General features: G+C 38.3%; 23 protein-coding genes and 2 CRISPR repeat arrays. Of the genes, 10 read left to right on the forward strand and 13 right to left on the reverse strand.

All coding sequences use genetic code 11. From position 1 onward, the window contains the following. Nucleotides 1-222 precede the first annotated feature (222 nt). Nucleotides 223-456 (forward strand): hypothetical protein, encoded by a 234-nt coding sequence (locus tag DSM106972_RS03360; protein ID WP_127078789.1) that lies wholly within the window; start codon nt 223-225, stop codon nt 454-456. A gap of 353 nt (nt 457-809) precedes the next feature. On the opposite strand, the gene DSM106972_RS53080 is transcribed toward DSM106972_RS03360, so the two are convergent. Continuing rightward, nucleotides 810-998, reverse strand: a complete 189-nt coding sequence (locus DSM106972_RS53080; RefSeq protein ID WP_145837750.1) for a hypothetical protein — start codon at nt 996-998, stop codon at nt 810-812. A 44-nt stretch (nt 999-1,042) separates the two neighbouring features. Here DSM106972_RS53080 and DSM106972_RS03365 point away from each other — a divergent pair, with 44 nt between their 5' ends. From DSM106972_RS03365 to DSM106972_RS03380, 4 genes are all read left to right on the forward strand, one after another. Beyond that, a complete protein-coding gene (locus DSM106972_RS03365) occupies nt 1,043-1,357 on the forward strand; it encodes a threonine dehydratase (protein ID WP_127078791.1) in 315 nt (104 codons plus the stop codon). A 146-nt stretch (nt 1,358-1,503) separates the two neighbouring features. Continuing rightward, the gene (locus DSM106972_RS03370; protein ID WP_127078793.1) at nt 1,504-2,094 is read left to right on the forward strand and encodes a hypothetical protein; all 591 of its coding nucleotides are present in this window, start codon (nt 1,504-1,506) and stop codon (nt 2,092-2,094) included. A gap of 98 nt (nt 2,095-2,192) precedes the next feature. Then, nucleotides 2,193-3,089, forward strand: a complete 897-nt coding sequence (locus tag DSM106972_RS03375; RefSeq protein WP_127078795.1) for an aminoglycoside phosphotransferase family protein — start codon at nt 2,193-2,195, stop codon at nt 3,087-3,089. 146 nt (nt 3,090-3,235) lie between these two features. Beyond that, nucleotides 3,236-4,798: a GmrSD restriction endonuclease domain-containing protein gene (locus DSM106972_RS03380; RefSeq protein WP_127078797.1), complete on the forward strand. Its 1,563-nt coding sequence runs from the start codon at nt 3,236-3,238 to the stop codon at nt 4,796-4,798. Nucleotides 4,799-5,042: 244 nt separating this feature from the next. Here the strand turns inward: DSM106972_RS03380 and DSM106972_RS03385 are convergent, their stop codons facing one another. The 4 genes from DSM106972_RS03385 to DSM106972_RS03400 all read right to left on the reverse strand — a co-directional run bounded on the left by DSM106972_RS03385 (nt 5,043) and on the right by DSM106972_RS03400 (nt 7,733). Continuing rightward, complete coding sequence (locus tag DSM106972_RS03385) at nt 5,043-5,642, reverse strand: TetR/AcrR family transcriptional regulator (RefSeq protein WP_127078799.1); 600 nt, start codon at nt 5,640-5,642, stop codon at nt 5,043-5,045. A gap of 137 nt (nt 5,643-5,779) precedes the next feature. After that, complete coding sequence (locus DSM106972_RS03390; RefSeq protein ID WP_127078801.1) at nt 5,780-6,037, reverse strand: ParE family toxin-like protein; 258 nt, start codon at nt 6,035-6,037, stop codon at nt 5,780-5,782. Further along, a complete protein-coding gene (locus tag DSM106972_RS03395) occupies nt 6,037-6,237 on the reverse strand; it encodes a hypothetical protein (RefSeq protein WP_127078803.1) in 201 nt (66 codons plus the stop codon). The genes DSM106972_RS03390 and DSM106972_RS03395 overlap by 1 nt, the downstream gene beginning before the upstream one ends. Nucleotides 6,238-6,374: 137 nt before the next feature. Beyond that, the gene (locus DSM106972_RS03400; RefSeq protein WP_127078805.1) at nt 6,375-7,733 is read right to left on the reverse strand and encodes a cytochrome P450; all 1,359 of its coding nucleotides are present in this window, start codon (nt 7,731-7,733) and stop codon (nt 6,375-6,377) included. A 120-nt stretch (nt 7,734-7,853) separates the two neighbouring features. On the opposite strand from DSM106972_RS03400, the gene DSM106972_RS52430 reads away from it, so the two are divergent. Further along, complete coding sequence (locus DSM106972_RS52430) at nt 7,854-8,177, forward strand: hypothetical protein (protein WP_186538921.1); 324 nt, start codon at nt 7,854-7,856, stop codon at nt 8,175-8,177. A 143-nt stretch (nt 8,178-8,320) separates the two neighbouring features. On the opposite strand, the gene DSM106972_RS03410 is transcribed toward DSM106972_RS52430, so the two are convergent. Beyond that, on the reverse strand, nt 8,321-8,773 hold the full coding sequence (locus DSM106972_RS03410) for an EVE domain-containing protein (protein WP_201800674.1): 453 nt from the start codon (nt 8,771-8,773) through the stop codon (nt 8,321-8,323). 370 nt (nt 8,774-9,143) lie between these two features. Between DSM106972_RS03410 and DSM106972_RS03415 the strand changes: the two genes are divergently transcribed. Then, nucleotides 9,144-9,461 (forward strand): type II toxin-antitoxin system Phd/YefM family antitoxin, encoded by a 318-nt coding sequence (locus DSM106972_RS03415; protein WP_127078809.1) that lies wholly within the window; start codon nt 9,144-9,146, stop codon nt 9,459-9,461. A gap of 380 nt (nt 9,462-9,841) precedes the next feature. Here DSM106972_RS03415 and DSM106972_RS03420 read toward each other — a convergent pair whose 3' ends face one another. Continuing rightward, the gene (locus tag DSM106972_RS03420) at nt 9,842-10,084 is read right to left on the reverse strand and encodes a CTB family bacteriocin (protein WP_127078811.1); all 243 of its coding nucleotides are present in this window, start codon (nt 10,082-10,084) and stop codon (nt 9,842-9,844) included. Nucleotides 10,085-10,446: 362 nt separating this feature from the next. Here DSM106972_RS03420 and DSM106972_RS03425 point away from each other — a divergent pair, with 362 nt between their 5' ends. From DSM106972_RS03425 to DSM106972_RS03435, 3 genes are all read left to right on the forward strand, one after another. After that, entirely contained in the window at nt 10,447-11,628 is a 1,182-nt protein-coding gene (locus tag DSM106972_RS03425) for an alpha/beta hydrolase-fold protein (protein WP_127078813.1), read from the forward strand. A 179-nt stretch (nt 11,629-11,807) separates the two neighbouring features. After that, nucleotides 11,808-13,355, forward strand: coding sequence for a tetratricopeptide repeat protein (locus tag DSM106972_RS03430; protein ID WP_127078815.1), 1,548 nt, complete (start codon nt 11,808-11,810; stop codon nt 13,353-13,355). 181 nt (nt 13,356-13,536) lie between these two features. Further along, nucleotides 13,537-14,298: a hypothetical protein gene (locus DSM106972_RS03435; protein WP_127078817.1), complete on the forward strand. Its 762-nt coding sequence runs from the start codon at nt 13,537-13,539 to the stop codon at nt 14,296-14,298. Nucleotides 14,299-14,354: 56 nt separating this feature from the next. Continuing rightward, nucleotides 14,355-15,463: a CRISPR direct-repeat array (repeat unit 36 nt; unit sequence CTGCTCAACGCCTTACGGCATCTAAGGTTACAGCAC). Between the two features lie 252 nt (nt 15,464-15,715). Here the strand turns inward: DSM106972_RS03435 and cas2 are convergent. The 6 genes from cas2 to cas3 all read right to left on the reverse strand — a co-directional run bounded on the left by cas2 (nt 15,716) and on the right by cas3 (nt 25,443). Beyond that, complete coding sequence (cas2, locus tag DSM106972_RS03440; RefSeq protein ID WP_127078819.1) at nt 15,716-16,009, reverse strand: CRISPR-associated endonuclease Cas2; 294 nt, start codon at nt 16,007-16,009, stop codon at nt 15,716-15,718. Between the two features lie 17 nt (nt 16,010-16,026). Next, nucleotides 16,027-17,691: a type I-MYXAN CRISPR-associated endonuclease Cas4/Cas1 gene (locus DSM106972_RS03445; protein ID WP_127078822.1), complete on the reverse strand. Its 1,665-nt coding sequence runs from the start codon at nt 17,689-17,691 to the stop codon at nt 16,027-16,029. A 107-nt stretch (nt 17,692-17,798) separates the two neighbouring features. After that, nucleotides 17,799-19,551: direct repeats of the CRISPR family, unit length 36 nt; unit sequence CTGCTCAACGCCTTGCGACATCTAAGGTTAAAACAC. Between the two features lie 271 nt (nt 19,552-19,822). Beyond that, on the reverse strand, nt 19,823-20,470 hold the full coding sequence (cas5, locus tag DSM106972_RS03450; RefSeq protein WP_127078824.1) for a type I-MYXAN CRISPR-associated protein Cas5/Cmx5/DevS: 648 nt from the start codon (nt 20,468-20,470) through the stop codon (nt 19,823-19,825). After that, on the reverse strand, nt 20,467-21,402 hold the full coding sequence (locus DSM106972_RS03455) for a DevR family CRISPR-associated autoregulator (RefSeq protein WP_127078826.1): 936 nt from the start codon (nt 21,400-21,402) through the stop codon (nt 20,467-20,469). The genes cas5 and DSM106972_RS03455 overlap by 4 nt, the downstream gene beginning before the upstream one ends. Before the next feature lie 67 nt (nt 21,403-21,469). Beyond that, nucleotides 21,470-23,047, reverse strand: a complete 1,578-nt coding sequence (gene cas8a1 / locus DSM106972_RS03460; protein WP_127078828.1) for a type I-MYXAN CRISPR-associated Cas8a1/Cmx1 — start codon at nt 23,045-23,047, stop codon at nt 21,470-21,472. Continuing rightward, nucleotides 23,038-25,443: a CRISPR-associated helicase Cas3' gene (gene cas3, locus DSM106972_RS03465; RefSeq protein ID WP_170213542.1), complete on the reverse strand. Its 2,406-nt coding sequence runs from the start codon at nt 25,441-25,443 to the stop codon at nt 23,038-23,040. Before cas3 ends, cas8a1 begins: the two co-directional genes overlap by 10 nt. Nucleotides 25,444-25,493: the final 50 nt, after the last annotated feature.

Genomic DNA, 25,493 nt, shown 5'->3' on the forward strand with positions numbered 1-25,493 from the left:
TGTATATATGCCGAAACGCTCTCAGTTTACAACTTATTATTACTTCACACTCGTGAAGGCGCCTTCACTCTTCAGGCTTTATCCACTCGGTTATTATCAGGGGTGATTGCCCTGATTTGAAAAATCAATCGATTTTCTAAATGATTTGATATTGGAAAAACGGGGAAAAACACGTCTTATATCCCGTTTTCGCGCTTATTACTGCTAAATATGTGACTGAATATGAACAAAATTATCAATTCTGTAATTATTGCCGTTGTAATAACAGTTACAGACACAAGCTACGCACAGTCTATTCCACAAGGGTTTCAAGCTGTAATCAAAGATAATGGTGTACAAGTATACAAAAAAGACTACCCAAATGGCAAACAAGAGTATGTCACGGTTGTAAATATAGTAAATGCAACAATAACGAACTTAACTGGAGAAGTAGTAAATACTCAAGAGCGGAATTAAAAAAAAGCTGATAACTGAGTTTTGGCAAGATGCAGCTACCCGAAACACTTCTACAAAGAAAGCAAGAGTCGTTATTAACGGCGCCTTTTTTTCAACCAATGACAACCCAACAGGAATAGCATTCGGTCTAAGAGGTTGTTTGAAAAGTGCCCGTGAATGTCATGCTGAGGAACGAAGCATCTGGTGTATGTGTCCAAAACCCTAGATTCTACCCTTCGGGAAAGCTTCGCTTACGTTCCGTAAGACTCCACTCAGAATGACAATTTATACCTTATCTGACTTTTCAAACATCCTCTAAAAGCCAGTGGACGTATAATTACATACAGTTATGCAATAGGTAAAGAATATCCAGGTCAAATTCGTGTGTTCTTCTGGAACAACAATGGTGGTGGAAGTACTAATATAATCATCGATGGTAAACCTTTAATTTCTACAAATCGCCTTATACCACACGCAATAGTTATATATTCAGGGAAATAACGATATATACTTTGAAGACATAACTTTTGGTAGAGACTGTAAACAATATTAATAATCATCATTATATTAGGAACAATAATTAACAAGTGGTTATTAAAGGGTTGTCATGTCTCGAATTATACAAGTATTACAAAATTCATTGATTCGCATTGCGGCTTTTCTATCGGTAGCATTGAAGAGTGTAGGTAATCTGTTTAAAGGTATTTCTGCATTCTTTGGAAACATTTTTGGATTTAGCGAAAGCGAATCACAATATTACTTAGAAAAGGATGAATCACAAGGTGTTAAGCGTTCGGAACCAAAACCAATGCTTACGACTGAGCAAAAAACTAGCTTTGAAACACCTGCTAATCGGCGCCGTACCAACAACAAGCAGATGGATTATTATTTAAAGATGGCGCAAGAAATTAAAAAAGGTTAAAAACCTGGTTTGTAATCAAAATGTTGGGTTGTTATTGTAGAGACGTTACATGTAACGTCTCTACATTGTTTTTTATGAAACATCGCATGATATGTCATTTGCCCTTCAAGGGAACACTATATCTATATAATTAGGAAGTGTTTGCCATGTTTGACGAACTATTTAACAATCTCAAAAACAACCTGAAAGAATTTGTTACATCTAAAGTAGAGGAAGCTGGTAAGGAACTAGAAAAACGCTTTGGAGTCCCAGAAGCAATAGAACCATTCACTTTGATTCGCCGTTTTACAACTGCTGACTCCACAGTAACACAGGGAGGAATTGCAATTAATGGTGAAACGTGGCAAATCGAGGCTTATAATGATGGTTATAATCAGCAGCTAGTAAATATTTCAGAACCGTTACGAAGTGTAATTTTATTTGAAGTTGTGGAACCAGATGTTCAAGAGTGTGTTCTTGCCTGTAGATTTTACGCAAGAGCATTAAATACAGAAAAATCTATCAGAGTTTGTTTAGGTTTCGCAAGAAAAGGACAATGGGGTACAACAACTACATATCGTGCTTCGAGTCTTACTCAAAGTGGAGATTTTCAACTATACGAAACGCGCGCTCATTACAAGAAAGAAACAGACTCATGTAAGATTCAGATTACAGTACAATTTGAGAGTAGCGGAATTTTGCTAATTCGAGATATTGAATTACTGCAAGCTGCCGTCAAACCACAACCTTCAAATTAATACATAGATATTAATTATACACATATCGTAGAGACCGAATTAATCGCGTCTCTACAACGCGGATATAATTTTTTATAAATCCGGCTGCCATACATAATATGATTGATATAGAAGAAAATCCTATTTTACAAGAAGCTGTAGGTGCAGCTTGTGAAATTGCTGAGAATAATAGTATTACATTCGACAAACCAATTATTCTAAGCAATCAAAGTAACCTACTCATACACCTTTGCCCTTCCTCACTTGTGGCAAGAGTTGCAATGACAACAGGTACAGTTCGTAAAGGCGATGCATGGTTAAAACGCGAATTAGCAGTTAGTACATATTTAGCAGAGAACGGCGCCCCTATAATACCCCCTTCAACACAATTACCACCTGGTACTTACGAGCATAACGGGTTGATACTAAGCTTTTGGGAATTTGTAGAAGTCGTGAAAGAACCAGTTGACCCATTCATCGCAGGTCGTACACTGCGTCATTGTCACGAAGTGCTAAGTAATTTTCAGGGTGAGTTATCTATTCTTGACCCATTAGAAGAATCACAGCGTATACTTCCAGAACTGATAAAGCAAGGAGCATTTTCTAATGACGATGCTTCGATGTTAATTAGCATTTGCCAAAAATTGAATAGTAAGCAAATTCAGGCGCCGATGCAACCGCTTCATGGAGATGCTAATTTTTCCAATGTGCTAAACACAACGCGCGGAGTACTGTGGGCAGATTGGGAAGATACATTTATTGGCCCAGTTGCTTGGGACTTAGCTTGTATAATTGCACGTGCGCGCGTATTTGGCACTGAGATAGAACAAGCTGATGCAGCACTTCAGGGATACAGTACAAATATAGATAAACAGTTGTTAGATTTGTTGGTTGAAGCACGAACTTTTCAGACGTTGCTTTGGAATTATATTATCGGACAACATGACCCTCAAAGCTTGGAACGATTAAACGCGCGCTTACAGTGGTTTAGGGAACGTGAAAGCTCTTACTCATAGAATAATCATCAATTATGTAATTATTATGATAGAGCAGAATCAATTTACACAAATATCTTTCTAAAGGTACATAGATAGAGTGCTGTAACATCTGTATAGTTAAATACTGCCTTCATAATTTGTAAATCAGTAACATGGCAGTAAAAATGGTGAAAGAAGTTTCAAAAGTGAGCTTAGATGCGCTAATTGCAAGAGAAGCGTTTGATATTCAAGAGCAGCAGAGTCATAACGCAGGAAGAAACATTTTGATGATATCTGTGCGGGATTTGGAGCAAAATTCCTTTTTTTACCCGTATTTACGAAAGCCAGATTTTCAACGAGAAACTAATGAGTGGGATACAGAGAGAGTATGCGGTTTTATTGAAAGCTTTTTAGATGCGGATTTAATACCAGCGGTAATTCTTTGGCGAAGTACGAGTAGTTATTATTTTGTTATTGATGGTTCGCATCGGCTAAGTTCTTTAATTGCTTGGATAAATGATGATTATGGTGATGGTAAAATTTCTAAGGAATTTTATGATGGAGATATAAGCGACGAGCAAAAAGCTGCTGCTCAGAATACAAGGAAACTTGTTGAGGCTAAAATAGGTTCTTATAAATACTATCAAACATTGGCGCAGCAGCGAAAGGAAGTAGACCCCAAAATTTTGGAGAGAGCTAGAAATTTAGGCGCCTTGGGTATCCAACTTCAGTGGGTTGAAGGTGATGCAAGTAAAGCAGAAGCATCTTTTTTCAAGATTAACCAAAAAGCGGCGCCAATAGCTCCAACAGAAATTCGTTTACTAGAAGCTCGTAAAACTCCAAACGGTGTAGCAGCACGCGCAATAAACAGAAGTGGTAACGGACATAAATACTGGTCTGCATTTTCACAAGCTAAACAGCAAGAGATTGAAATAATTGCTCAAGAGATACATCAACTTATTTTTGAGCCAAAATTAAAGAACCCTATTAAAACTTTAGATTTACCAATAGTAGGTAATTTATCTTCATCAGACAAACTCGAATTAATATTAGAGTTTGTTAATATAGTGAATGACATAAAATCAGATAACCAATTAGGAGAAGATTCAACAGGAGATAAAACTGTAGAACTTTTAAGAAACTGTCGAAGAATAGCTCAAAGAATAAATAGTAGTCATCCTTCATCACTTGGTATGCATCCACTAGTATACTTTTACACTAGTGCTGGTAAACCAAAAATAGGTTCATTTTATGGAGTTATTACTTTAATACTGGAGTTAGAGAAAAGAAAATTCTTTGCTAAATTCACAGAAGTAAGGAAAGATTTTGAATGGATAATTTGGCAGTACGACATGATACCACAGCTTGTAAGTAAAAGTAGTGCCATAGAAGCAAGAGAGAGGGTTAAAAACTTTTATTTGACAATTATTGATAAATTACTACAAAGAATAGATAAAAAGAATATTATGAAAGAAATAGTTGCTGAAAAAACTTTCGGAATTTTGAAGATAAAAACAAAGGGTGATGGTAGTGAAACTCAAGGTCAGACATTTTCTCGCGAAACAAAATCAGCAGCTTATATAAGAGAAGCATTACGTGGTACACCAAAGTGCAAGATATGTGATGGTTACATTCCCACTCGCTTTAATTCAATAGACCATATTCACAGAAAAGCCGATGGTGGTTTAGGTACTTTAGATAACGCACAGCTAACTCATCCATATTGTAATACAACATATAAAAATTAGCTATTACAAGACTACATAAGTCTTTATTATAGAATCTTGTGGAAATTATAGAATCTTGTGGAAATTATAGAATCTTGTGGAAATTATAGAATCTTGTGGAAATTATAGAATCTTGTGGAAATTATAGAATCTTGTGGAACGGGCGTCCCCGCCCGTCCCAAATATTTTAAATATAATATCCTAAAATAATAATAATTACCACAGAGGCACAGAGGACACAAAGAAGAGAATAATAAACCATCCGTTACATCCGTTCAATCCGTTGCCAAGACCACTGCTTAATAAACCAATCAACAACCATACACAACTTTTCCTCTTCAGGCTCATAATACCTTTCAGTAGTAGCAACCGGAAAAAAGAAAGCAATAGAATATAAAAAAACCTCCACATCTTGCTCAATATCATCTACATAAAACAAATTCCTATCAATCCCGGATTGTATAATTTTCTTTAAATTCTCTCTCATCCAATTAGTTTGCTCTTCTAATAACTGTGGTTTGAGTCGAATTAGCGCACGCGCGAGTTCGGCAGCATGAGAGGTACTTTGCCGTGTATCTAATGCAGCACGAAAACGGTTAACAATATAAGCTTTAAGTTTTTCGCTTGGGGAAATTTGCGAATTTAGAATCTCAAGTGCATCTATTATATGTTTCTGAGCATAACTTTCTGCACTAGCAATCAAAATATCATCTTTGTTCTTAAAATACAGATAAAGCGTCCCCACGGCAATTCCGACATCCTTAGCAATTTCTTGCATTGTCGTTTTTTGGATACCATATTGCCGAAGACGCTGTTTTGCTGCATTTAATATTGCTTCTCGTTTTGCCGCATCGAGCTTTTGCATTCTTAATTAACTTCTTATCCACTCTTTTACGATTCTTTGTCCGGCGCCAAAAGCAAAGTAAGCAAGTTTTGGTTTTTGATTGACCTAGAGTTAATATCGCGTGTGATGAAATTGAAAAATAGTCTTAAATTGTTACGCTACTTTCCAATCAGCTTATCATATTCTGCGTGTGTGCCAATCCAAAACCATGAAATGCCTTTTTCAACCTCCACTCCCAATGCTCTATAGTTTAATCCTGCTCTTACTGACCAATAATTTTTACCAACTTTTTTGAAGTGTAATGATGGATGAGATGGATCGGCTTTTAGTAATTCATAGCATTCATCGGCTGTTCGTTGTACCTCTTCAGGCAAGACGTTATAGCATTCCCAAAAGCGACGAGTTGTGTAGTGCATTACATTTCTCTACAGTGTCCTGCCTCAAATTCAGCTATCGCTTCAGCAGCCAGAGCTTCTAATTTACCATCAGCAGCATCTTTTTCCAATTGCTCATCCCACCGTTGATAGTCTAAATCAGCAAACCATTTCATAAGTTTTTCAAACTCATCAGGCGAGAGTTGAAGTATTGCTGATTCTATCTGCTCAAGTGTCATCATAAGCCTAACAGAACTGTAACTTTAGCAAATTAATTATAGCTTGACAAACCACAGCATTAAAGTTTGCCTATTCTTTTCACATTATAAGGGACTCGCGCGCGGACACCCATCCCACAAGATAGTTTTTGCATTCTTAATTAACTTCTTTTCCACACTTTAACCTTAACGCCATTTTTTGGACGCAGGGTAAAGGTCGGGTCTAGTTCAATTTGTTGTGGTACTAATTCTAGCCTGAAACGCTGGAATATAGATGCCAAAATTATTGTAGCTTCCATCAACGCAAAACTTTTACCAATACAAATCCTTTGTCCGGCGCCAAAAGGAAAGTAAGCAAATTTTGGTCTTTGGTTGACCTTGGATGGTAAAAAATTGTCTGGGTCAAATTTTTCTGGGTTGTCCCAAAATTCTGGGTGACGATGAACTATATACTGACAAATGTTAATGGTTGAACCTTTGGGAATGAAGTAACCCTTTATTTCATCATCTTCTAATGCTATCCTCGGCATTCCCCAAGCAGGTGGGTAAAGACGCAACGTTTCATCTATTATTCTACGAGTGTATTGAAGTTGTGGCAGTTTATCGTATGTAATACTGCTGCCATTGAGAACTGCTTGTAATTCCAGAAGAAGATTGGCGCCTATATCAGGATGCTGTCCTAAAATATACCAAGTCCAAGATAAGGCAGAAGATACAGTTTCGTGTCCTGCAACGAGTAAAGTAATTACTTCATCTCGTAATTGCTTATCAGTCATCCCTTCCCCAGTCACTTCATCTTGTGCAGCTAGCAGCAATGATAGTAAGTCGTGATTGTCTGTAGGGTTTTGGCGCCTATTATTAATGATATCGAAAACTAAATCATCCAAAGTCTGAACAGCTTGACGGAAACGAAGATTTCGAGGAGTTGGCGCCCACATAGGTTCCGTTGGTAAATTATTCATCTTATAGCTGACGAATTCAAACCCAGTACGAAAAGCCTTTCCAAAAACGCTCTCTTCATCACTGATATCTGTACTAAACAAAGTCAACCCAGCAATTTTCAAAGTCAAAGGCATCATAGCAGCAGCTATATCAATGACTTCACCATCTGGTTTTTTCTCCCACTTTTGAATTAAAGACTCTGTACAACTCAACATTGTAGAAAAGAGACTTTCTATGTACTTTTGATGAAATACTGGTTGCATTACTGCCCGATGCTTAAGCCAATAATCTCCTTCTGCTACAACAAGACCCTGACCCATCAATAAACTAAATGGCTTTTTAATTATATCTGGTTTCGCATAACGTTCTTGATGCGTGGAGAGCATGTGTTCTACATAATCAGGATGTGCAGCAAGGAAAAAATTGTAATTAGGCAAAATTGGCAAGCAGACAATATCCCCGTATTGGTGCCAAACCCTGTTATAGAAACCAATAGGGTCGTTTTTAATTTCTGTTGCATTGAAAAATAAGTATCCGCGCAGTCCTGCTGGTAAGCGTTTTTTAGTTGCTTGGAGCATAAAATGAATAATGAATAATTTTATATAATATTCATTATAGCTCTTGTTTCAAGATGTCAAATCAAGAGATCATGTTGTAGCATATATGTAGTGTAATATATATCAAGCTTTGTTTGCCAGATGAACTTATTACCAGTGGTAGAATTTGAGCCAGCATGTTATCAAACACAGAATCACGAGATACCAGAGTATGGCGCCACTGATGCTTGGGTCACTTACTGGAAAAATTCGCTCTATGACTCAGGAATTATAAAGCTCGAACCTTATGCAGAGGGTTCATGGTTTGTTGAAACTGAAAGATTGTTATCTAATCTTGAAGCGATAGAAATTATGCTTTCAATGAAATTGAAAGATTATTTGAATGACTTTAATGATTTCCAAGATTTTCACCTTGCTGTAATCGCCTTAGTAGTACACCTGCCTCAATACGTGCATTTTGGCTAAAGGGAGGAGTTTTGATATCACCATGCAACCATACTAAAGGTTTATCATTTTCATCCATAGCAATATTTATATCATATCTGATATATTACTTTTATAGTACACGCTTAGTTTCTGTTTTGCCTAAATTTGCCAAAAAACAGTTACTATGAACCATATTGGCAGGTTTTCATTGCCAGAATTTTGTCCGCAACTTCTGTAAAAACGGGCATTACCGATAAGCGATTTCCTTGTTTTACTACCATTAGCTGCTCTGGGGTAAACTGTGAGCGGAGTTGCGAAAGTGAGATTAAGTTAGGGAAAGTCTCAATGAACTCTAACATAACTGTTTGCCAGCGCGGAGAATCGGGAGTTGATTTTGGGTCGTAGTAATCGCTTTCTGGGTCAAACTGACTTGGGTCTGCAACTTCCGCTTTAACGACACGCATTAATCCAACGATACCAGGGGGATTGGTATTTGAGTGATAGAAAAAAGCTAAGTCTCCTTGTCGCATTTGCCGTAGAAAGTTACGTGCTTGGTAATTACGAACACCGTCCCAGATAGTTTCACCCTGTCGTTCGAGGTCAAAAATGCTGTATACGTCTGGTTCTGACTTCATTAGCCAATAATTTACCGAGTTCATCTGTTCGCGCTTACCTGTAAACCAATCGCATTATCTCAATTATTGGCGCCTCTACACCTAGCAGTCAATCCTGCATCGAGAATCTTAGATAGATTTTTCCGAAATCGTCGAGTGCGGTTGGGTAGTAGATAATATACAAACGGATATATCGAATCTATATAAGTAAAGTAAGGGAACTTATCCCAGCTTAAACCCAGTTTACCAACTGGGTTTTTGTGTTTCTGCCATAAACGCTCTGACTATGGACTCGTTATAGTATCATTGTATTAAGTAATATTTTTTTCGTTCATCAGTCTACTAAAATTTTGTTAAAATATCAATACTAGTTATATTTATACTAATAACAATGCAAAGCTACACTCTTAATGACGCGCTTACAAAGTATTCTGAACTACTTGCTCAAGCTGATGATGAGCCTGTAATATTAAAACAAGAGTCTCAACCTACACATATTATTTTGTCAGTTGAGAACTTTGAAAAATTATTACAGCGTCTTGAAGAATTAGAAGATTTGGTTATAGAACAATCTGAGAATGATATTAATAATTATCGTGACGAAAATAAACTAGTACTATCTGAACGTGACAGTAAGCTTTTTATTTCGGTAATGCAAAATCCTCCGGAACCATCAGAAGGATTACGTTCGCTGTTTAATGAAACTTAATACTATTTAAATTATTTTATTCAGATTGGGTGTATAAGTGTGAGGTAGTTGTGTTGAAAGCGATTTCCAAGCATTGTTGATTAAAAGTACACCACATGGCATATTTTAAGCTAAAAATCAGAAAATAAGTTTTCCGAAATCGGTAACTGCCAGGTGTAGTAATTATCATCAAAACGCATATAAATTATCTTTATAAATAACTAAGGGGATATACCCTACCTAAAACTCAGTCATCACGGCTGAGTTTTTGAGTTTGTTTTTAACAGCAAACCCTAATACTAATCTCGAACGCACACGAATAAAAACGGCGCTGCTTTGTCAGTGGCGCCGTATAAAATAATTAAAGTGTGATTGGGTTTGAAGAGACTTATAAATTAAGATTATTTAACAGCAATCGCTTGACCAGCGGTGCTAAAGATATCTGTAAGCTTTGTTACAGAAGCTGTACCACTACCAGTTGGACCAGCAAATGTTTGTTGACCAACTTGAAGCTGTTTTAGAGAGTAGCTATTAGATGCATCTGATGCAAAACCACCTACATCACCTAAAGTTATTGCCAAACCACCAGCTACGGTGTCGAGTTCGTCGTTTGATAGTTCAATTGCATTAAGTTCGTTATTCATTACTTTATCCTCAAGTTATATTGTTTAAGTTTGAAACCGGGAGCAGTGATAATCGCTGTTCGCTTTCATGAATATATAGTAGGAATTTTGCCTGCTTTGATGCATCGTAATAAAGCTTGAATTGGAACCACACTTTTTATTGAGGAAGGCGCCTATACTAAAGTTGGAGGCAGCTGGTGCGATCAGGCTACAAGTCTTATCACTACGTTAAAATTTGTTCATAGCGTCACACACCCTACGGTTTTTATGTACAAATCGCGTAAGTCCTACTGAAATAAACGTGGTATTTTTTTTTATTTTGCGGAATTATATATACGTGTTGGGTAGTTCTACTTAAGAGACTATATTAAGAGCTACTATATATGATGACTGCTGATTCCCAAACTTGGGTAACTCTTACTCAAGACCAAATCACACGCACTAAAAATAAGATAGACGCTTCTATTAAAAGTATAAAATCTAACCCGAATTACCGCGCGGATTCCGCTCCATTTTACGGCTTTCACAATGCGGGCGAAGCTGTACGCGGTACTGTAATCATATTCCACGGTTTTAGCGCTAAACCAACTCAGCTATCTGCACTGTCTGATTATCTATATAATAACGGCTTTAATTATTACCAAGCTAATTTAGCCAACCATACATTACAACCACCTAATAAGTTTTGGTGTCAAATTGATTTAAAGCCAGAAATTCTTAATCCTTTGCGCGAAAAAGCACATCAAGACCCAGTTATACAAAATTTCCTTGCCAGTTTGCCTGAAGACCCAAGTAAATATGAGCGTCCTTCAATGCTGCAAATGGCTAATTTAGTTGCGCGGTTAATGTTAATTGAACCACGTTTGATGAGTATTATGGCAGCAGCAGAGAACGATAATGACCCAAATTTCTCGCGCTACTTTATTTCCAATCACATGGATTATCTCATCGATGCGCGTAAACGTTTGGATGAACTCGATGCAATGCCAGGGCCTATTTATGTAATTGGACTATCGGTAGGCGGCGCCATCGCGTTAGGATTAGCAGCAGACCAACCAAAGCGTATTGCAAAAGTAGTTGCATATACACCTTTGTTGAAACTTTACGAGCCAACGCTTGAGCGATATATTGAATTAGCTGGTCCATTGGATATGTACGAAAAGAGTTGGCGCCCTGGAGAAAGTTTTCCTGTAGGTGCCTTAAGCGCAGCAGCAAAATATGGAGCATATGTCCGCGAACCCAAAAATATTAAAGCACTAAAAAACGTTCCAACTTGGATGGTGCTTACAGAAAATGAAGATGCAGCAAGTATTCCAACTAACGAAGACTTTTTTAGTAAAATTGGTGGAACTGATGCAGGACATCGCTTGTTTAAATATCCAGCTGCTGACTTAGTACCCCATCCACTCGCTGAACCTAATGTTCAAAGTCAGGGAATGACAAACCGCTTTTGGCAAAGTTTGTATCAAGAGACTTTCAGGTTTTTAACAACGGGTGAATATGACCCTAGCAATATGGACACCGTTGAACAAGACCCGAATTTACCACAAGTGGCGCCTGTTTAATTTTATATCTCAATTGTGGCACAGGTTAGAGTTAGTGCATTGTTAACATTATGATGGGACGGGCAAGGATGCCCGTTCCACAAGACTGTTAAAATTAGAGTGTTTGGGAACCATTGGTGTTGTGGATGACTCTAGCTTAGATATATTCAACGATTATTTATATATTTAAGTTATTTCAGATGCAACCTAAAATTCTTGCTGTCGCGGCACTTATATCTTTTCTCATTCCAATGAGTGTTGTAGCAAAAACAGCTACCCAACATAATCCTAACAAGATTTGGATGCTAAGTAGTATTGCTCAACAATATGCCAAAGCTGGACAGAAACAAAAAGCTTCTGAATTAATTACTCAAGCGCTCCCTTTGGTTGATAATATTTATAGTAACTGTGATAAGCCAAAACCTATGGCTACTATTGCTGGGAATTATGCACGGGTTGGACAAGAGAATCAAGCCAAGCTTTTATTAGAACAAGCTATCAAAATTGCTAAAACAGCAAAAGGTTGCAACAGTACTAATGATTCTGTTGAGAATTTATTGGATATTTCTAATAAATATATTGACGAAGGACTTTATGATTTAGCGCTTCAAAGTGTGAAAGGTTTGGATGATGCTTCTTCGTTCTATCAGGTTTATGGATTGTCTTTAATTGCGCGTAATTTAGCTAAAACTAATAAACTTGACCAGGTTAATGCTTTGACTACTGAAATTTTAAATGTAGCTCAAAGTATCAAAGATGCTAACCAAAGAGCTTTTGCTTTAAGTCGTGGCGCCTATGAGCTTATCGAAGCGCGACAAAATACACAAGCTATCAAGTTGCTAGCTGAAGCGCAGAAAACTATACCAGCTATTAAAGATGTTGACGGCAAACCTGATACATTGCTTTTAATTACACGTGGTTATATTAAATTAGGGCAACCGACTGAAGCAATCAAAATTCTTGAACAAGCTACACTTGCTGCACAGAAAGTCTCTAACCAGTCTTTTCGAGTCCATAATTTAGGTGCCATCGCAGTTGAGTACGCAGCAGTTAATCAAAAGCAAAAAGCAAATCTATTATTACAACAAGCTTTGTCAACTGCAAATAAAATTAAACCAGGTTCGCAAAGAGATGATTTATTACTAACAGTTGCACACTATACTGCAAAAGCTGGACAATACGACCAAGCGATAAAAGTTGCCAAAAGTATCAATAGTCGTCAAAATCAAGCTGCTGCATTGTCTCGAATTGCTGCTGAAGTTGCACGTCAAGGAAAAATTGATTTAGCTTTACAAATTGCTCAACAAATTAGTGATGCTGGACATAAAGCAGGCGCCTTAATGCAGATAGCACGCGCTTTAGTCAGCACTAAACAACTTGATAGAGCAGTAACAGTAGCTCAAAGTATAAAAGCTAAGTATGAAAAAGTAGGGGTTTTATCAGAAATAGCCCTTCAATATGCTGAAAATGGAAACCAAGACAAAGCAATGAATCTAGTCAACACCATTAATAAACTCTCTGCTTCCCTATCTGATGAAGAAAAAGATATTGATTGGATGTTGCCTGTTGTTACTCAAAGTTATGCGAAAGCTGGACAGTTTGACCAAGCTATTAAAATTGCAGACTCTATTAAAAATACACAATATCGAGTTCAAGCATTGACACAAATTGCTAACGAGTACTCAGCTAAAGAGCAAAAAGATAAATCTTTACTCTTACTCGCCCAAGCTATGCAATTAGTCAAATAAAAGAAGCATTACGATTTAGAATAATCATGTCATGCTGAACGCAGTGAAGCATCTGAAAATCTTCCAAATTAAAATTATTCCACAATAATTCATATCAAATTGTATGCAACGAAAAGTTAAATTTATTATTCTGTTTGTAGCTTCTTTCATATTGATATCAATTTTCTCATTTGCCTTGTTTTTGAATACAGTAGCGCCTTTCCGAGCAAATACACCGATTGAAGCTGTTACAATTGGGTTTGAGACATCAACACCCGTTAGATTTTATGGAAATATTTTTGAATCATGTACAAAAACTAATGATATTACAGAGTGTCTTGTAAATATACAGAAGCGTCCTTTAGAAATAACGCTTAATTCTCCAAAATTAGAGCCGAATGAACTTCCCAAATGTCTAATATCCTACGCCGGACAAAACTTTAATTGTTTTGTAGGAAGTGGTGGTTATGCGGGTGGAGTTCGCTTTCTTAACTCGATTTACACAACTAGCGCTTTAGGTTTGACTAGCCAGCAATTACAAACTTTAAAGTCAGATAATTGGTTTGCTCAGTTCAATCAAAATACTTGGTCAAATATATTAATCTTTTTATCCGTTATTTTTGGTATTCTTGCGGCAATTATTATTTGGCAATATCCAAATAGATATGTACAGGTGTTTGCTAGTTTAGTTATCGGTTTGAATATTTTCTATCAGGGAATAATTCAAATTTATAAAATTAAACCAGTAACAAATATTTTACTAAATTTGAATGAGTCGCACATAATGTTTATTGCGGCTTTATTTGCCCTGCTTGGAACTGGTTTGATTTTAACGCTTAATTGGCAACGTCAAAACTTAATTAAGTTCTTTTCCATTATCGGTGGTGTAAATATCGCTTATGTATTTGGGCTACTTGTTTATGGGTTTTTAGTTAGTGGTGGCTTTATTATTGCCGATTATTAATTAACCGTATAAGGCTACACCCCAATTTGCTACTCTGGGGTTAGCTATGGCAGTTCATGCTTAACGCCTTACGGCATCTAAGGTTACAGCACAAATTGCTTTGCAGAAACCAGCGCGCGTGTAATTTCCTGCTCAACGCCTTACGGCATCTAAGGTTACAGCACGACTTCAATAGGGTAGCTAGTAACGGTGCCAGTATCTGCTCAACGCCTTACGGCATCTAAGGTTACAGCACCATCATAATTAGTTCCACTTGCTAATGGTGCATATACTGCTCAACGCCTTACGGCATCTAAGGTTACAGCACAATTTGACTTGTTAACATTATTTAATTATCCTTACTGCTCAACGCCTTACGGCATCTAAGGTTACAGCACTTCTGATAGTATCTCTTTGAACTTAGACCTGTATTCTGCTCAACGCCTTACGGCATCTAAGGTTACAGCACTCTGCCGCGTCTGCGAAAACAGAGACGCCCAAAACTGCTCAACGCCTTACGGCATCTAAGGTTACAGCACCAACATAACTTTCTCCCTTGGTTACAAACATTTTACATCTGCTCAACGCCTTACGGCATCTAAGGTTACAGCACAGTCTTACACTTCTAAAACATGTGGCAACTGTGGTCTGCTCAACGCCTTACGGCATCTAAGGTTACAGCACAACCTATTTATAGTTGAGTTAAGTAGGTATAGATGCAACTGCTCAACGCCTTACGGCATCTAAGGTTACAGCACCGTTTGATTCAGTAGTAACCAAATTTGAAGTAAGTACTGCTCAACGCCTTACGGCATCTAAGGTTACAGCACTTATCTAGAATCTCAAATCCCTGCTGGTGATAGTTCTGCTCAACGCCTTACGGCATCTAAGGTTACAGCACGGTCTATCGATTGAGGTTTTGACAAAGAAACATTGCTGCTCAACGCCTTACGGCATCTAAGGTTACAGCACGTTGGGGCGCCATGCATTGTTAACATCGCATTGTCCCTGCTCAACGCCTTACGGCATCTAAGGTTACAGCACAGCAACATCTCTCTAGCACATTCCAGAAATACTACCTGCTCAACGCCTTACGGCATCTAAGGTTACAGCACAAATTCCTGATTGCTTTGCGTGCTGTCTTAAGATTCTGCTCAACGCCTTACGGCATCTAAGGTTACAGCACGGCGCCTTCCAAAATCCTTGTATGGCGCAGTTCCCTAGACGATTTTACAAGCACCTGGTGCAAAAAGCTATTACAGAACTTGGTTATATGAGAAAAGAGAAAAAACTAACTTCTGTAATTCTCTATTGGTAAGCCTTTCAGCATTTTGCAAGCACCTCTAAAGACTTAAAGAGGCTTTAAACTATCCTGCTACAAGTCTTACAGCGAAAAAAGTTGTCTTTTTTGGTTTCACACTCAGAGGTGCTTGTAATTTTAGACGATTAAAAAAGGTTCGTCTCGATTTTGCCATATTCCAGGGCGGTTATATTTTGGGATATCTTCGACACAGCGGTTACTGAGACGAATAAATAGGATATTGTCCTCAGTAGCTAATATTGTTTCTAATTCCCAACGTAACTTTTCGCGCGTGCGTTGACTTAACCAGCAGCGAAATATTGAGTATTGAACTCTTTCGCCGTATCCTTCTATAAGTTTGTAAGCTTTGCGCCATCGTTTTTGACAGCGAATGTCGTAACAAATAATGTAGCAATTTTTTAGTTCTGCCATAATTGTCTAAAATTTATTTATCTAACAATTAATTGTGCGAATAATCCACCTTCACCTGACCACTCTTTTTCTAATAACCTCACTTCCAGTTCTAAAAGTCTTCGGTATGTTAGTGAGTATTCAGTAACAGGGTGTTTCCAAGTTTCTTGTTTACGTCTTTCGTACATGTCTACAAATTTACGCTTACCTGCTTCACTTAACCAAACTCTGTTTCCGCGCGCTTCAAAGTCTTCTTTTACATCCCATTGACCACGATTTATTGATGCGACAATTGGCATATCAACGAGTGGGACGCGAAAAATCTCCATCAAGTCTAAGGCTAATGGCGGCGCCTGAGTACGAGGTTGATGATAAAGTCCTAATGCTGGTTCTAAACCAACTGTTAAAATAGCATTCATCACATCTTTAAGTAACAATGAATACCCAAATCCCAACATTGTATTGAAGCGGTCTTTAGGTGGGCGCCGATTGCGTCCATCGAATTGTAGCTCATTGGCGACGTTAGGTAAAATTAAACTTGGTAAGGCGCCGAAGTATAAAGCAGCTAGTCTACCTTCCATTCCAAGTAAAGAAGCAATCGATTTTACTGAAGGAACTTGTTTTAGTAAGACTTGCATCTGCTTAATAGCTGTTTGTAATATCTCTGATGCTGCTTTACCTCGTGTACCACGCATCAAAAATTTACGTTGTCCTTGCCCACGACAAATTACTAATCTTTTTGCGAGTTCTAAGCAAGTTTCTGAATTACTTAACGCTGCATATTGGCGCACTCGTCGCTGAATGCTACCTTGACGAATATCGAAACTACCAAGGTAACGCCCACCACCAGAAATAAAATGCACCCCAATACCATGTTCTGCACAGAAATATAATGCTTGGGTGGAAATTTGTGAAAAACTGTGTAGTACTAATTGCCCTATTTGTTGTGCTGGTATTTTTTCTTCTGGTTGACCACGACGGGCAATTTTAATTTGTTCTCCAGTTCTTCCAACTGCTGTACCTGGTTCAAGTACATGTATAATTTGTCGCGTATCGTCTTCTGGAAAAAGTCTTATTGGTTGCCACTCACGGTCATGTACTAAACGCGCTTCTTCGGGTAAACATACAGGCGCCAATGAACACCTTGCACAAAGCCGTTCATTATCAGCAACAGGTGGTCTGTGTGTCGATTGTTGTAGTTGACGTGCTTGCTGTATTGCGTCACGTACTGCTTGGCGCCCTGCATCATCTAAAGGAACATGTACCAAAACATTATCAGCATGGTAGCGAATACGACCTTCTTTAATTGGAAGACCTAATGCTGATTCAAGTAAACAAGCATAAGCAAGAATCTGCAACTTATCACTTTCCCAAGCTTGCGGTTGCTTCTTTTCATCCCGATGGCAACGTCCGCGCTTGTGTTCATAAGGAATAGTTTCTCCATCACGAGTTCGTAGCGCATCAACACGTCCACGCAAACCTAACTCTTCACTAACAAGAAATAATTCCTCCCATTCTTCATCTTCCTTTTTCTCAAGTTCCGTATGTAAACGGCGCCCAGCAAAGACTGCTGCATCTTGTGTATAAAGTTCCTCAACTTCTTCAAGGTAAAAAAGACGAGGACAATACGCAAGTGCGTGAAGTGAAGACACACGGATAGTTTCAAGTTTGGTGTTGAGGTCAAGGTATTGAACAGTTTCCATAAATGACTGTAAGGTAATTGTAATAAGTTGTACAAATTTTATGCGCCTTACGACATCTGAGGTTAAAACAGCGACCATCCACGCTTTCGCATTAATTCAATTGAGTGATGCTCAACGCCTTACGACATCTAAGGTTAAAACACCTACGGGAAATGCGACACCCGCACCCATCATACTACTGCTCAACGCCTTGCGACATCTAAGGTTAAAACACACACCTATTTTTAGTCGCATGATAAAACATAGCTGCACTGCTCAACGCCTTGCGACATCTAAGGTTAAAACACCAAATATTGGCGCCTCCAATCACTACCAGTCCTCCCTGCTCAACGCCTTGCGACATCTAAGGTTAAAACACGGCAAAGTAAATTCAAAGAAGTCATCACCGAAAGAACTGCTCAACGCCTTGCGACATCTAAGGTTAAAACACATTTACCCTACGGATTAAAGTAAAGCTATCTCTTGCCTGCTCAACGCCTTGCGACATCTAAGGTTAAAACACTTTCTAGTTCTACTTGCTGAAACCCATTACTTACCTCTGCTCAACGCCTTGCGACATCTAAGGTTAAAACACGATATTTGCTACCCAATTAAATTCAAGAAGGGATTTCTGCTCAACGCCTTGCGACATCTAAGGTTAAAACACCTCTTCACGGCTGTTACCCATCCAAGGGTTTGTCTCTGCTCAACGCCTTGCGACATCTAAGGTTAAAACACTTGGATTCAATTCCATCTCTTTCGCACATTTCTTAGCTGCTCAACGCCTTGCGACATCTAAGGTTAAAACACGGTAGATACCAGTCAGCAACAGTGTTTCAGTATCTCTGCTCAACGCCTTGCGACATCTAAGGTTAAAACACAGTTGAATTGCAGTTTACTAGCTGCTTTTTGATTACTGCTCAACGCCTTGCGACATCTAAGGTTAAAACACCTGGCAAAGGTTGTTGGTCGAAACTACCATTTAAACTGCTCAACGCCTTGCGACATCTAAGGTTAAAACACCATCAATCCAGTATTCGTCAGGCGTTAAATAGTCTTCTGCTCAACGCCTTGCGACATCTAAGGTTAAAACACCTTCTTCTAAATTGGTTATATCGCTCGCTACTAATTCTGCTCAACGCCTTGCGACATCTAAGGTTAAAACACTATCAAGTGACAAACGACCCCAAATGGTTAAATGCTGCTCAACGCCTTGCGACATCTAAGGTTAAAACACCTACCTCTACCAGCTATGAACGTCCCTGAAGTCACTGCTCAACGCCTTGCGACATCTAAGGTTAAAACACAATGTTTAACTAAACGCCTACTGAAGAACCTAATACCTGCTCAACGCCTTGCGACATCTAAGGTTAAAACACAATTGGGTTGTACTTCTGGGAAAAAACTTTCAATCACTGCTCAACGCCTTGCGACATCTAAGGTTAAAACACTTCTCACCCAATGATGACCCAATGCAAATAGCTGTACTGCTCAACGCCTTGCGACATCTAAGGTTAAAACACTACTTACTCCAAATCTGGTTACTACTGAGTCAAGCTGCTCAACGCCTTGCGACATCTAAGGTTAAAACACAATATCAGGTAGTAATTTCTAACTTGATTGACCAACTGCTCAACGCCTTGCGACATCTAAGGTTAAAACACCTTCATCATTGCCGCCTAATTACAGGGAAACGGCGACTGCTCAACGCCTTGCGACATCTAAGGTTAAAACACGGTCTATTTTGGTTAGAAGCTAATGAGATACGGTAAACTGCTCAACGCCTTGCGACATCTAAGGTTAAAACACGGATATCCCCGGAAGAGGTAGAGCGTAACGTAGCAGCTGCTCAACGCCTTGCGACATCTAAGGTTAAAACACAGCGCCTGCTGAAAACATTATGCAGCAAAGCCTCCTAAACAATTTTACAAGCACCTGGCGCCAAATGCTATTACAGAGGTTGATTGCAAAAGCCAGTGAGCAAATTGGGCTTCTACAACTGTTGACTAGTAAAGCTTTCAGCATTTTGCAAGCACCTTTAAGGACTTGAAAACTACTCCTAACCCTGTTATTACAAGCCTTCTGGGTGAAAAAGTGATTTTATTAGACTTCACACTCGAAGGTGCTTGCAATTTTAGATGCTTGGTAAATCTTATTCAGTTTGAATTATTGTCCAAGCTTGTTCTGGTGGATGGGTTTGTGTCTGTTCTCGAAGTAGGTATCGGCGCCAACGAGTACCTTGTGAGCCAACGTGGTCTACCCAATAAGGTAATGCTAATGTTCCATCTTCGTCTTGAACCAACCAGCGCGGTTGTTTATTAAAACTACCTGACCAAAGTTTGACAGCATTTACTAAATCTCGACTTTCGCCTAATGATAATCCACCAAAGCGGTCTATCTTTTCAGGATGGGTAAAGGCATTTTGCAAGCGTTCTAATAAATTTGGCTTTGCTGCATCTGTGCCTGGTTTTACCCAAACGATAAATTCAGTATTTGTCAACAATTCTTGATAATCGGGACGCGCGTTAGTGGGGTCGTGAATATCTTTTTTTTTGAACCTACGAAAGGTTCTGATTACTGTTGATTTTTCAGGTTCAGATAGTAAAGCGATTGCTAACTCGACTCCACAATGTTTATAACGGTCTGTTTCTCCTACCATAGATAGTAACATTCCGTATACTGTTGAAGGTGGGGGTACAGGATAAGTTTCTGCATATTCGCGCGCACGAGATTGACGGAAACAGGCTATAGGTACTTCAATTTGGATAGCTAGAGAATTAATTGCTAAAGAATTTGTCATTTCGTTAACTCCAGTTGTGGTAACTGTAAATCTTGAGCAATTTTTTGTTTTAAGTTTTGTACAGCAGCTTTGATACCTGGGGTTACGTTGGCGCCTAATTGTTTTAGCTTTTCGCCATGTTCTGAATTCGCAATGCTGCCTGCAACCCATAACTCTTTTGCTTCAAGATCTTTTGCCTCTACACGACGTATTAATTCTGGTGCAGTTATTTCACCGTCTTCACCTTCTTCAAAAGAATAAAGGAGTCTAGGTGAAAAATCATGCGTCCATCGCAGCACAATACAATCTGGAGAAAAATCATATAAAAAGCGCGAATGATTTCCTGCAACCTCACCTAAAGAAGCCAAACCTTCTAAAACTGGAATGATGCGAGATTGATCTTTAAGACGGTTTGGAGTTAATGCAAAACCATATTGATAACAGGTTGCATGAACTTCTGTCCCGTAGAGTGATGTGCGACCTTTTTTACCACTTGCTGAATTAAATGTTAAATCTCCAGCATAAGGAGTCATGGAAACGGCACGAGTAACTTCTAATACTCCACGTTTGGCTGTTGTGGTTCCTTTTGCAGCTTCTTTACCTTTTCCTTTTGCTGGCTTTTCAGGTTTATCAGAACCTTCTGTTTTGGCGCCTTCTGCTCGCATAAAGCCCAAAACGTCATCATCGATAAAAATAGTATCATCGAAATTTTGATTTTCCCAGATATTATCGTTTGTGTCATCATCCCAGCGACGATTAACTTTACAACCATTACCAGCAGTTTGCCAATAATAACGTAATGCCCAACGAATAGCTTCTGCTGATACTGTTGTGTGAACTTCTCCTTTCCACAGTATTTTTTGCAAAGTTGTTATATTACCTTCATTTTCACCACGATTATTTGCTGCTGTACCGTAACTAGTTAATATGTTACCAAAAAGATGTAATGTCATGAATTATCTACTCCTGTTTTGCTTGTAATATCTAAGTTGGCCTAATTTATGGATTGGCAACTAAAAGTTACTCTAAATCATCAAAACCATATATTCCATCATCTGATTCTTTAACTTCTATATTTTCTGTATTATTATCTGTATCACTGTCACCTTGATCTTCTCCATTACTAACTCCTTTACCTTTATAACTAGCAAGCGCTAATAAAGCCAAATCTCTAGATTTTTTCCAATGTTTTTCTTGCATAACTAACTCCATCAAGTCTTGCCAATTTTCTTGCAAAGTTGGAATTTTTCCTGCCCTTGACCAAAAATCAGTAATAAACTCTCGAAAAGTATTAGCATTTTTACAACGTGCTAATCCTGTTCTTATACGTACAGTTTCTCTGTCAAAATTAGCTACTTCATGTCGTTTCTGAGCGTTGTCGTATATTTTTCCATACGTGTATTTAATTGCTTCGTGACATACTTGAACAAATAACTTTTCCCGCTCTGCCCAATCTACTTTTTGAACCATTTGGTGTAATCCTCCTCTTTCATACGTTAATCTTTCAAATAATTCATTACTGTTAACTTTATCTGCTAAACCTTCATACCAAGGTTTATTTTGTGCAAGATTTTCAGCAATGATTTCGCGAGCAAAGCTGCAAGCAATAAATCCGCTTTCTTTTCCTTTAACTGATTTGTCTTGTAAATAATCTTTACAAAATTGATAGTTTTTACAAATTTGACTATCTGCTTTAACTATATACAAATCAGTACGTGTTTTTTGCTGTGTAGACCATGCGACAGTTCCTAATGTCACAACTTGGCAATTTGATAAACCAAAAGTCTTAGCAATGTTTGCTGTTGTTTCATAAGTCAAAAATCTTAGCCCTGCATCACCTAAACCAGATGCATAAAAATCTTTATAAACAGCGTTTCTGAGGTGTTTGTTTTGACGATACAAAGCATATTTTTCCAAATCGCTAATTTCAGGTATTACAAGTGCATATTGCGCGCGTTTGTCTCGTAATCTTGAACGAAGAACATAATAGTAACAAGCAACTGGTGCAAACAGTAGTAAGAATGCATTTTCAGGTGGTTCTTCAAAACTCGTATCTGTACTAAATGCAACATGACGCACTACAGCACCAGGGTTTAACCATCCTGCAACACTAATGGGTTTGTTAAGAAACTTACCTCTTTTATCACAAAGATTACTTGCGAAATCTTGATAAGCATAACTTTCCAAAGACTTATAGCTAATAGGTATTTGTATCTCTCCCTCATCTAACTGCAAAGTTTCTTTTACAACCCCCGTAGATTTATGAGTACTATTGTGTTGTAAAAATGTACCTAAAATACCTTGATGCACTATGACTAAAGCATCTTTCCGCATTGTTTTAGCGTCTAATCCACGCAGTGCGATTAAACCGTCATGAAGCTGGAAACACTTGTTTAGTAACCATTCTATAACTGTTTTGTCTTCACCATTATCTTCCCAACTCAGCGTTATTTTTCTATTTGTTGTTTCCCATTTAATTTTGTGAGGAAGGTCAACTTTATCTTTCTCCAACTGGTTTAAACTTATCCACAATCCTGCCAATCCTGCGCGATGTAATAATGTATAACTAGGATTACTTAAGTCAAACTCTATTTGCATGGCTCTGCCCCTGTCTCTTCGCTATAGTAAATATCTTCAGGAGGAGCAACAGGGTAAAATTTTATCCGGCGCCAATCATATAAATTTTTATCTATATGAACTGGGACTGACCATCCTTGTGATTCCCGCATAAAGGATTTATCTGGACGTAACAGGGCTGCATCCTTAATACTTGCTAAATCATTCTCTAATAAAACAGTAACTGTATAACCAGGTTGACGTAAAAAATCCGGATAAGCACACCAATTACCTTCTAACCAAATAGATTTTACATTCTCTGGAATATTACTACTAAGTTCAGCCGCAATTTCTGATAAATCCTGCTGAGAAACAGCACTATTACTAGTTAGTCTACTAAGTAAATCTTTTCCGGTGTCAAGTTCTGTTGTTTTGTAAGGTTTATTATTTGTCCAAGGATAAATAATTGCTAAACGTGTACCTTCTTCTGGTTTACTCATACGACGGTTTAATCTTCCCAAACGCTGAATCAAAGCTGAAAAAGGCGCCATTGCCGATACTAGTAAATCAGCACTTAAATCAAGTGACATTTCACACACCTGAGTTGTTATAGCTAGTACAGGTTCATTTGTTTTAAAGGCATCAATTACAGCCTTATGTTTAATAACTCTATCTCTGTATCTAAAGCGACTGTGGTATATTAACGGGTTAACTTCTACAGATAACTTCTGGACTTCTATTTGAGCTTGACGGTACAAATCAATACAGGATTGTACGGAGTTTGTGACCCATAGTACTTTTTGTTTATTTTTCAAAGCTTCGAGTACAGATTCCCATACTTCTGGCATATCTTTGGAATCTGAAACTTCTGTTAACTCGCGTATTTCATAGCGTTTTAGCTTTTCTAATTCTTCTGGTCCTTCAATTGGTTCATCAATTTCTTCACCCAATTCTGCCATACAAAGGCGAATTTTTGTGAGTTGTCCAGGGGTAAAGCTAGCACTCATCAACAAAATAGGGGCGCCACGAAATGTTTTAATGAATTGTAGTAAGGCGCCGAATAGTCTTGCATCATAAGCGTGAACCTCATCAAATACAAAAGCTGATTGAGCGATGGCTGTCCAAGCATACAATGGCTTACGGTTATTTTGAATTAAGCCTAATACCGTATCAACGGTACAAACTAATAGTTTTTTACGCCATGCAGTAAATGCACTCAAACGCGCGTCGATACCTTCTGAGTCATGTGAATCTCCAGAAAAAAGTAACTCTCTGTCCAAATCTGCACGAGAGTGCATTAACTCAGCTTCAATATCAGTTCCTTCTGCATAATCAATAAATCCCTGCGATGCGGTTCCTGTAGTTGGGTAACAAAAGAACAGCTTACGATTAACTGCCCATTTTTTTGCCCAAGCATAGGCGCCGACTGTCTTACCAGTTCCGCAACCTGCTTTAACTAAAGTGACTCGGCGTCTTGCTTGAGCAATTTCCTCCTGAAATGGTCGTAAAGGTTGACCTTCTAAACGCTGATTGACTAACCTTTGTATTTCTTCACTAGATAAAGTCAGACTTAGTACTTCTTGCATCCAGCTTTTAAAATCTTCTTCAACCAAAGGTAGCGCTGAACCTGCAAGGTCAGCAGCCATAACTGTTGCCTTGACTGCCGCAATAAACTTTTGCTGCTCCCAAGTTAAGTTAGACTCAAGCTTAATAAATTCGTCACGTAGCAAATTTAAAGCTGTTTCCAACTCAGATTTTGACCAGGTTTCCTTTGGTAATTCTGGTAGTTGCTCCGGTAAACCAAGATACTTACAGCCCATTTTTAAAACAGCTTCAAAATCCTGGTGATGAGTGTAGATATTTAGCTCACCTCCAGTTCCATCTGGAATTTCTGCAATGAACTCGGCTGGTTTATCATCTTTGTTCACCCCAGTTTTGAGGTGATGTCCCATTGCTGCCCAGACAGCAGCGACTAAATCTACATCCTCACATTTTCCAAGCCATTCTCTAATACTAGGAACTTGGAGCGCTAAAATACCACTAATTATTTCATGACGCAGCATTTGCCTATTTGAATGCTTATCTGCAAGTTCCTTCAAAACTTTCTTAAAGTTAATAACCTTTGGTTCTTTTGACTTAAAATCAAGTGATTTCCAATAAAGCATTTCTTGAAAATGCTGATTTGCTTTACCCCAGTCATGTAAATAGGCGCCTAATTTTACAGTCTTAGCAAAGTACTTTAAATCAACGTTAGTTAATCCTAATTGCTTTAAAATTTGCTCTCCCAATAATTCAACAATCACATCGGCAGCTTGCATAACAAGACTTATATGACCTGTATACTTTGCGGCGCCACGTGCTTGTTCCGAATAATCCTTTGAACCTTTTTTAGGCAGAGATTTTGCAAGAAGCGGTTTAAATCCTTTAAAATCCGACATAAACTTGGTGTACATAAACACTAAAAAGTTTGATTAAACACCTAGAGGCA

This window comes from Dulcicalothrix desertica PCC 7102 (assembly GCF_003991905.1).
Lineage (GTDB): Bacteria > Cyanobacteriota > Cyanobacteriia > Cyanobacteriales > Nostocaceae > Dulcicalothrix > Dulcicalothrix desertica.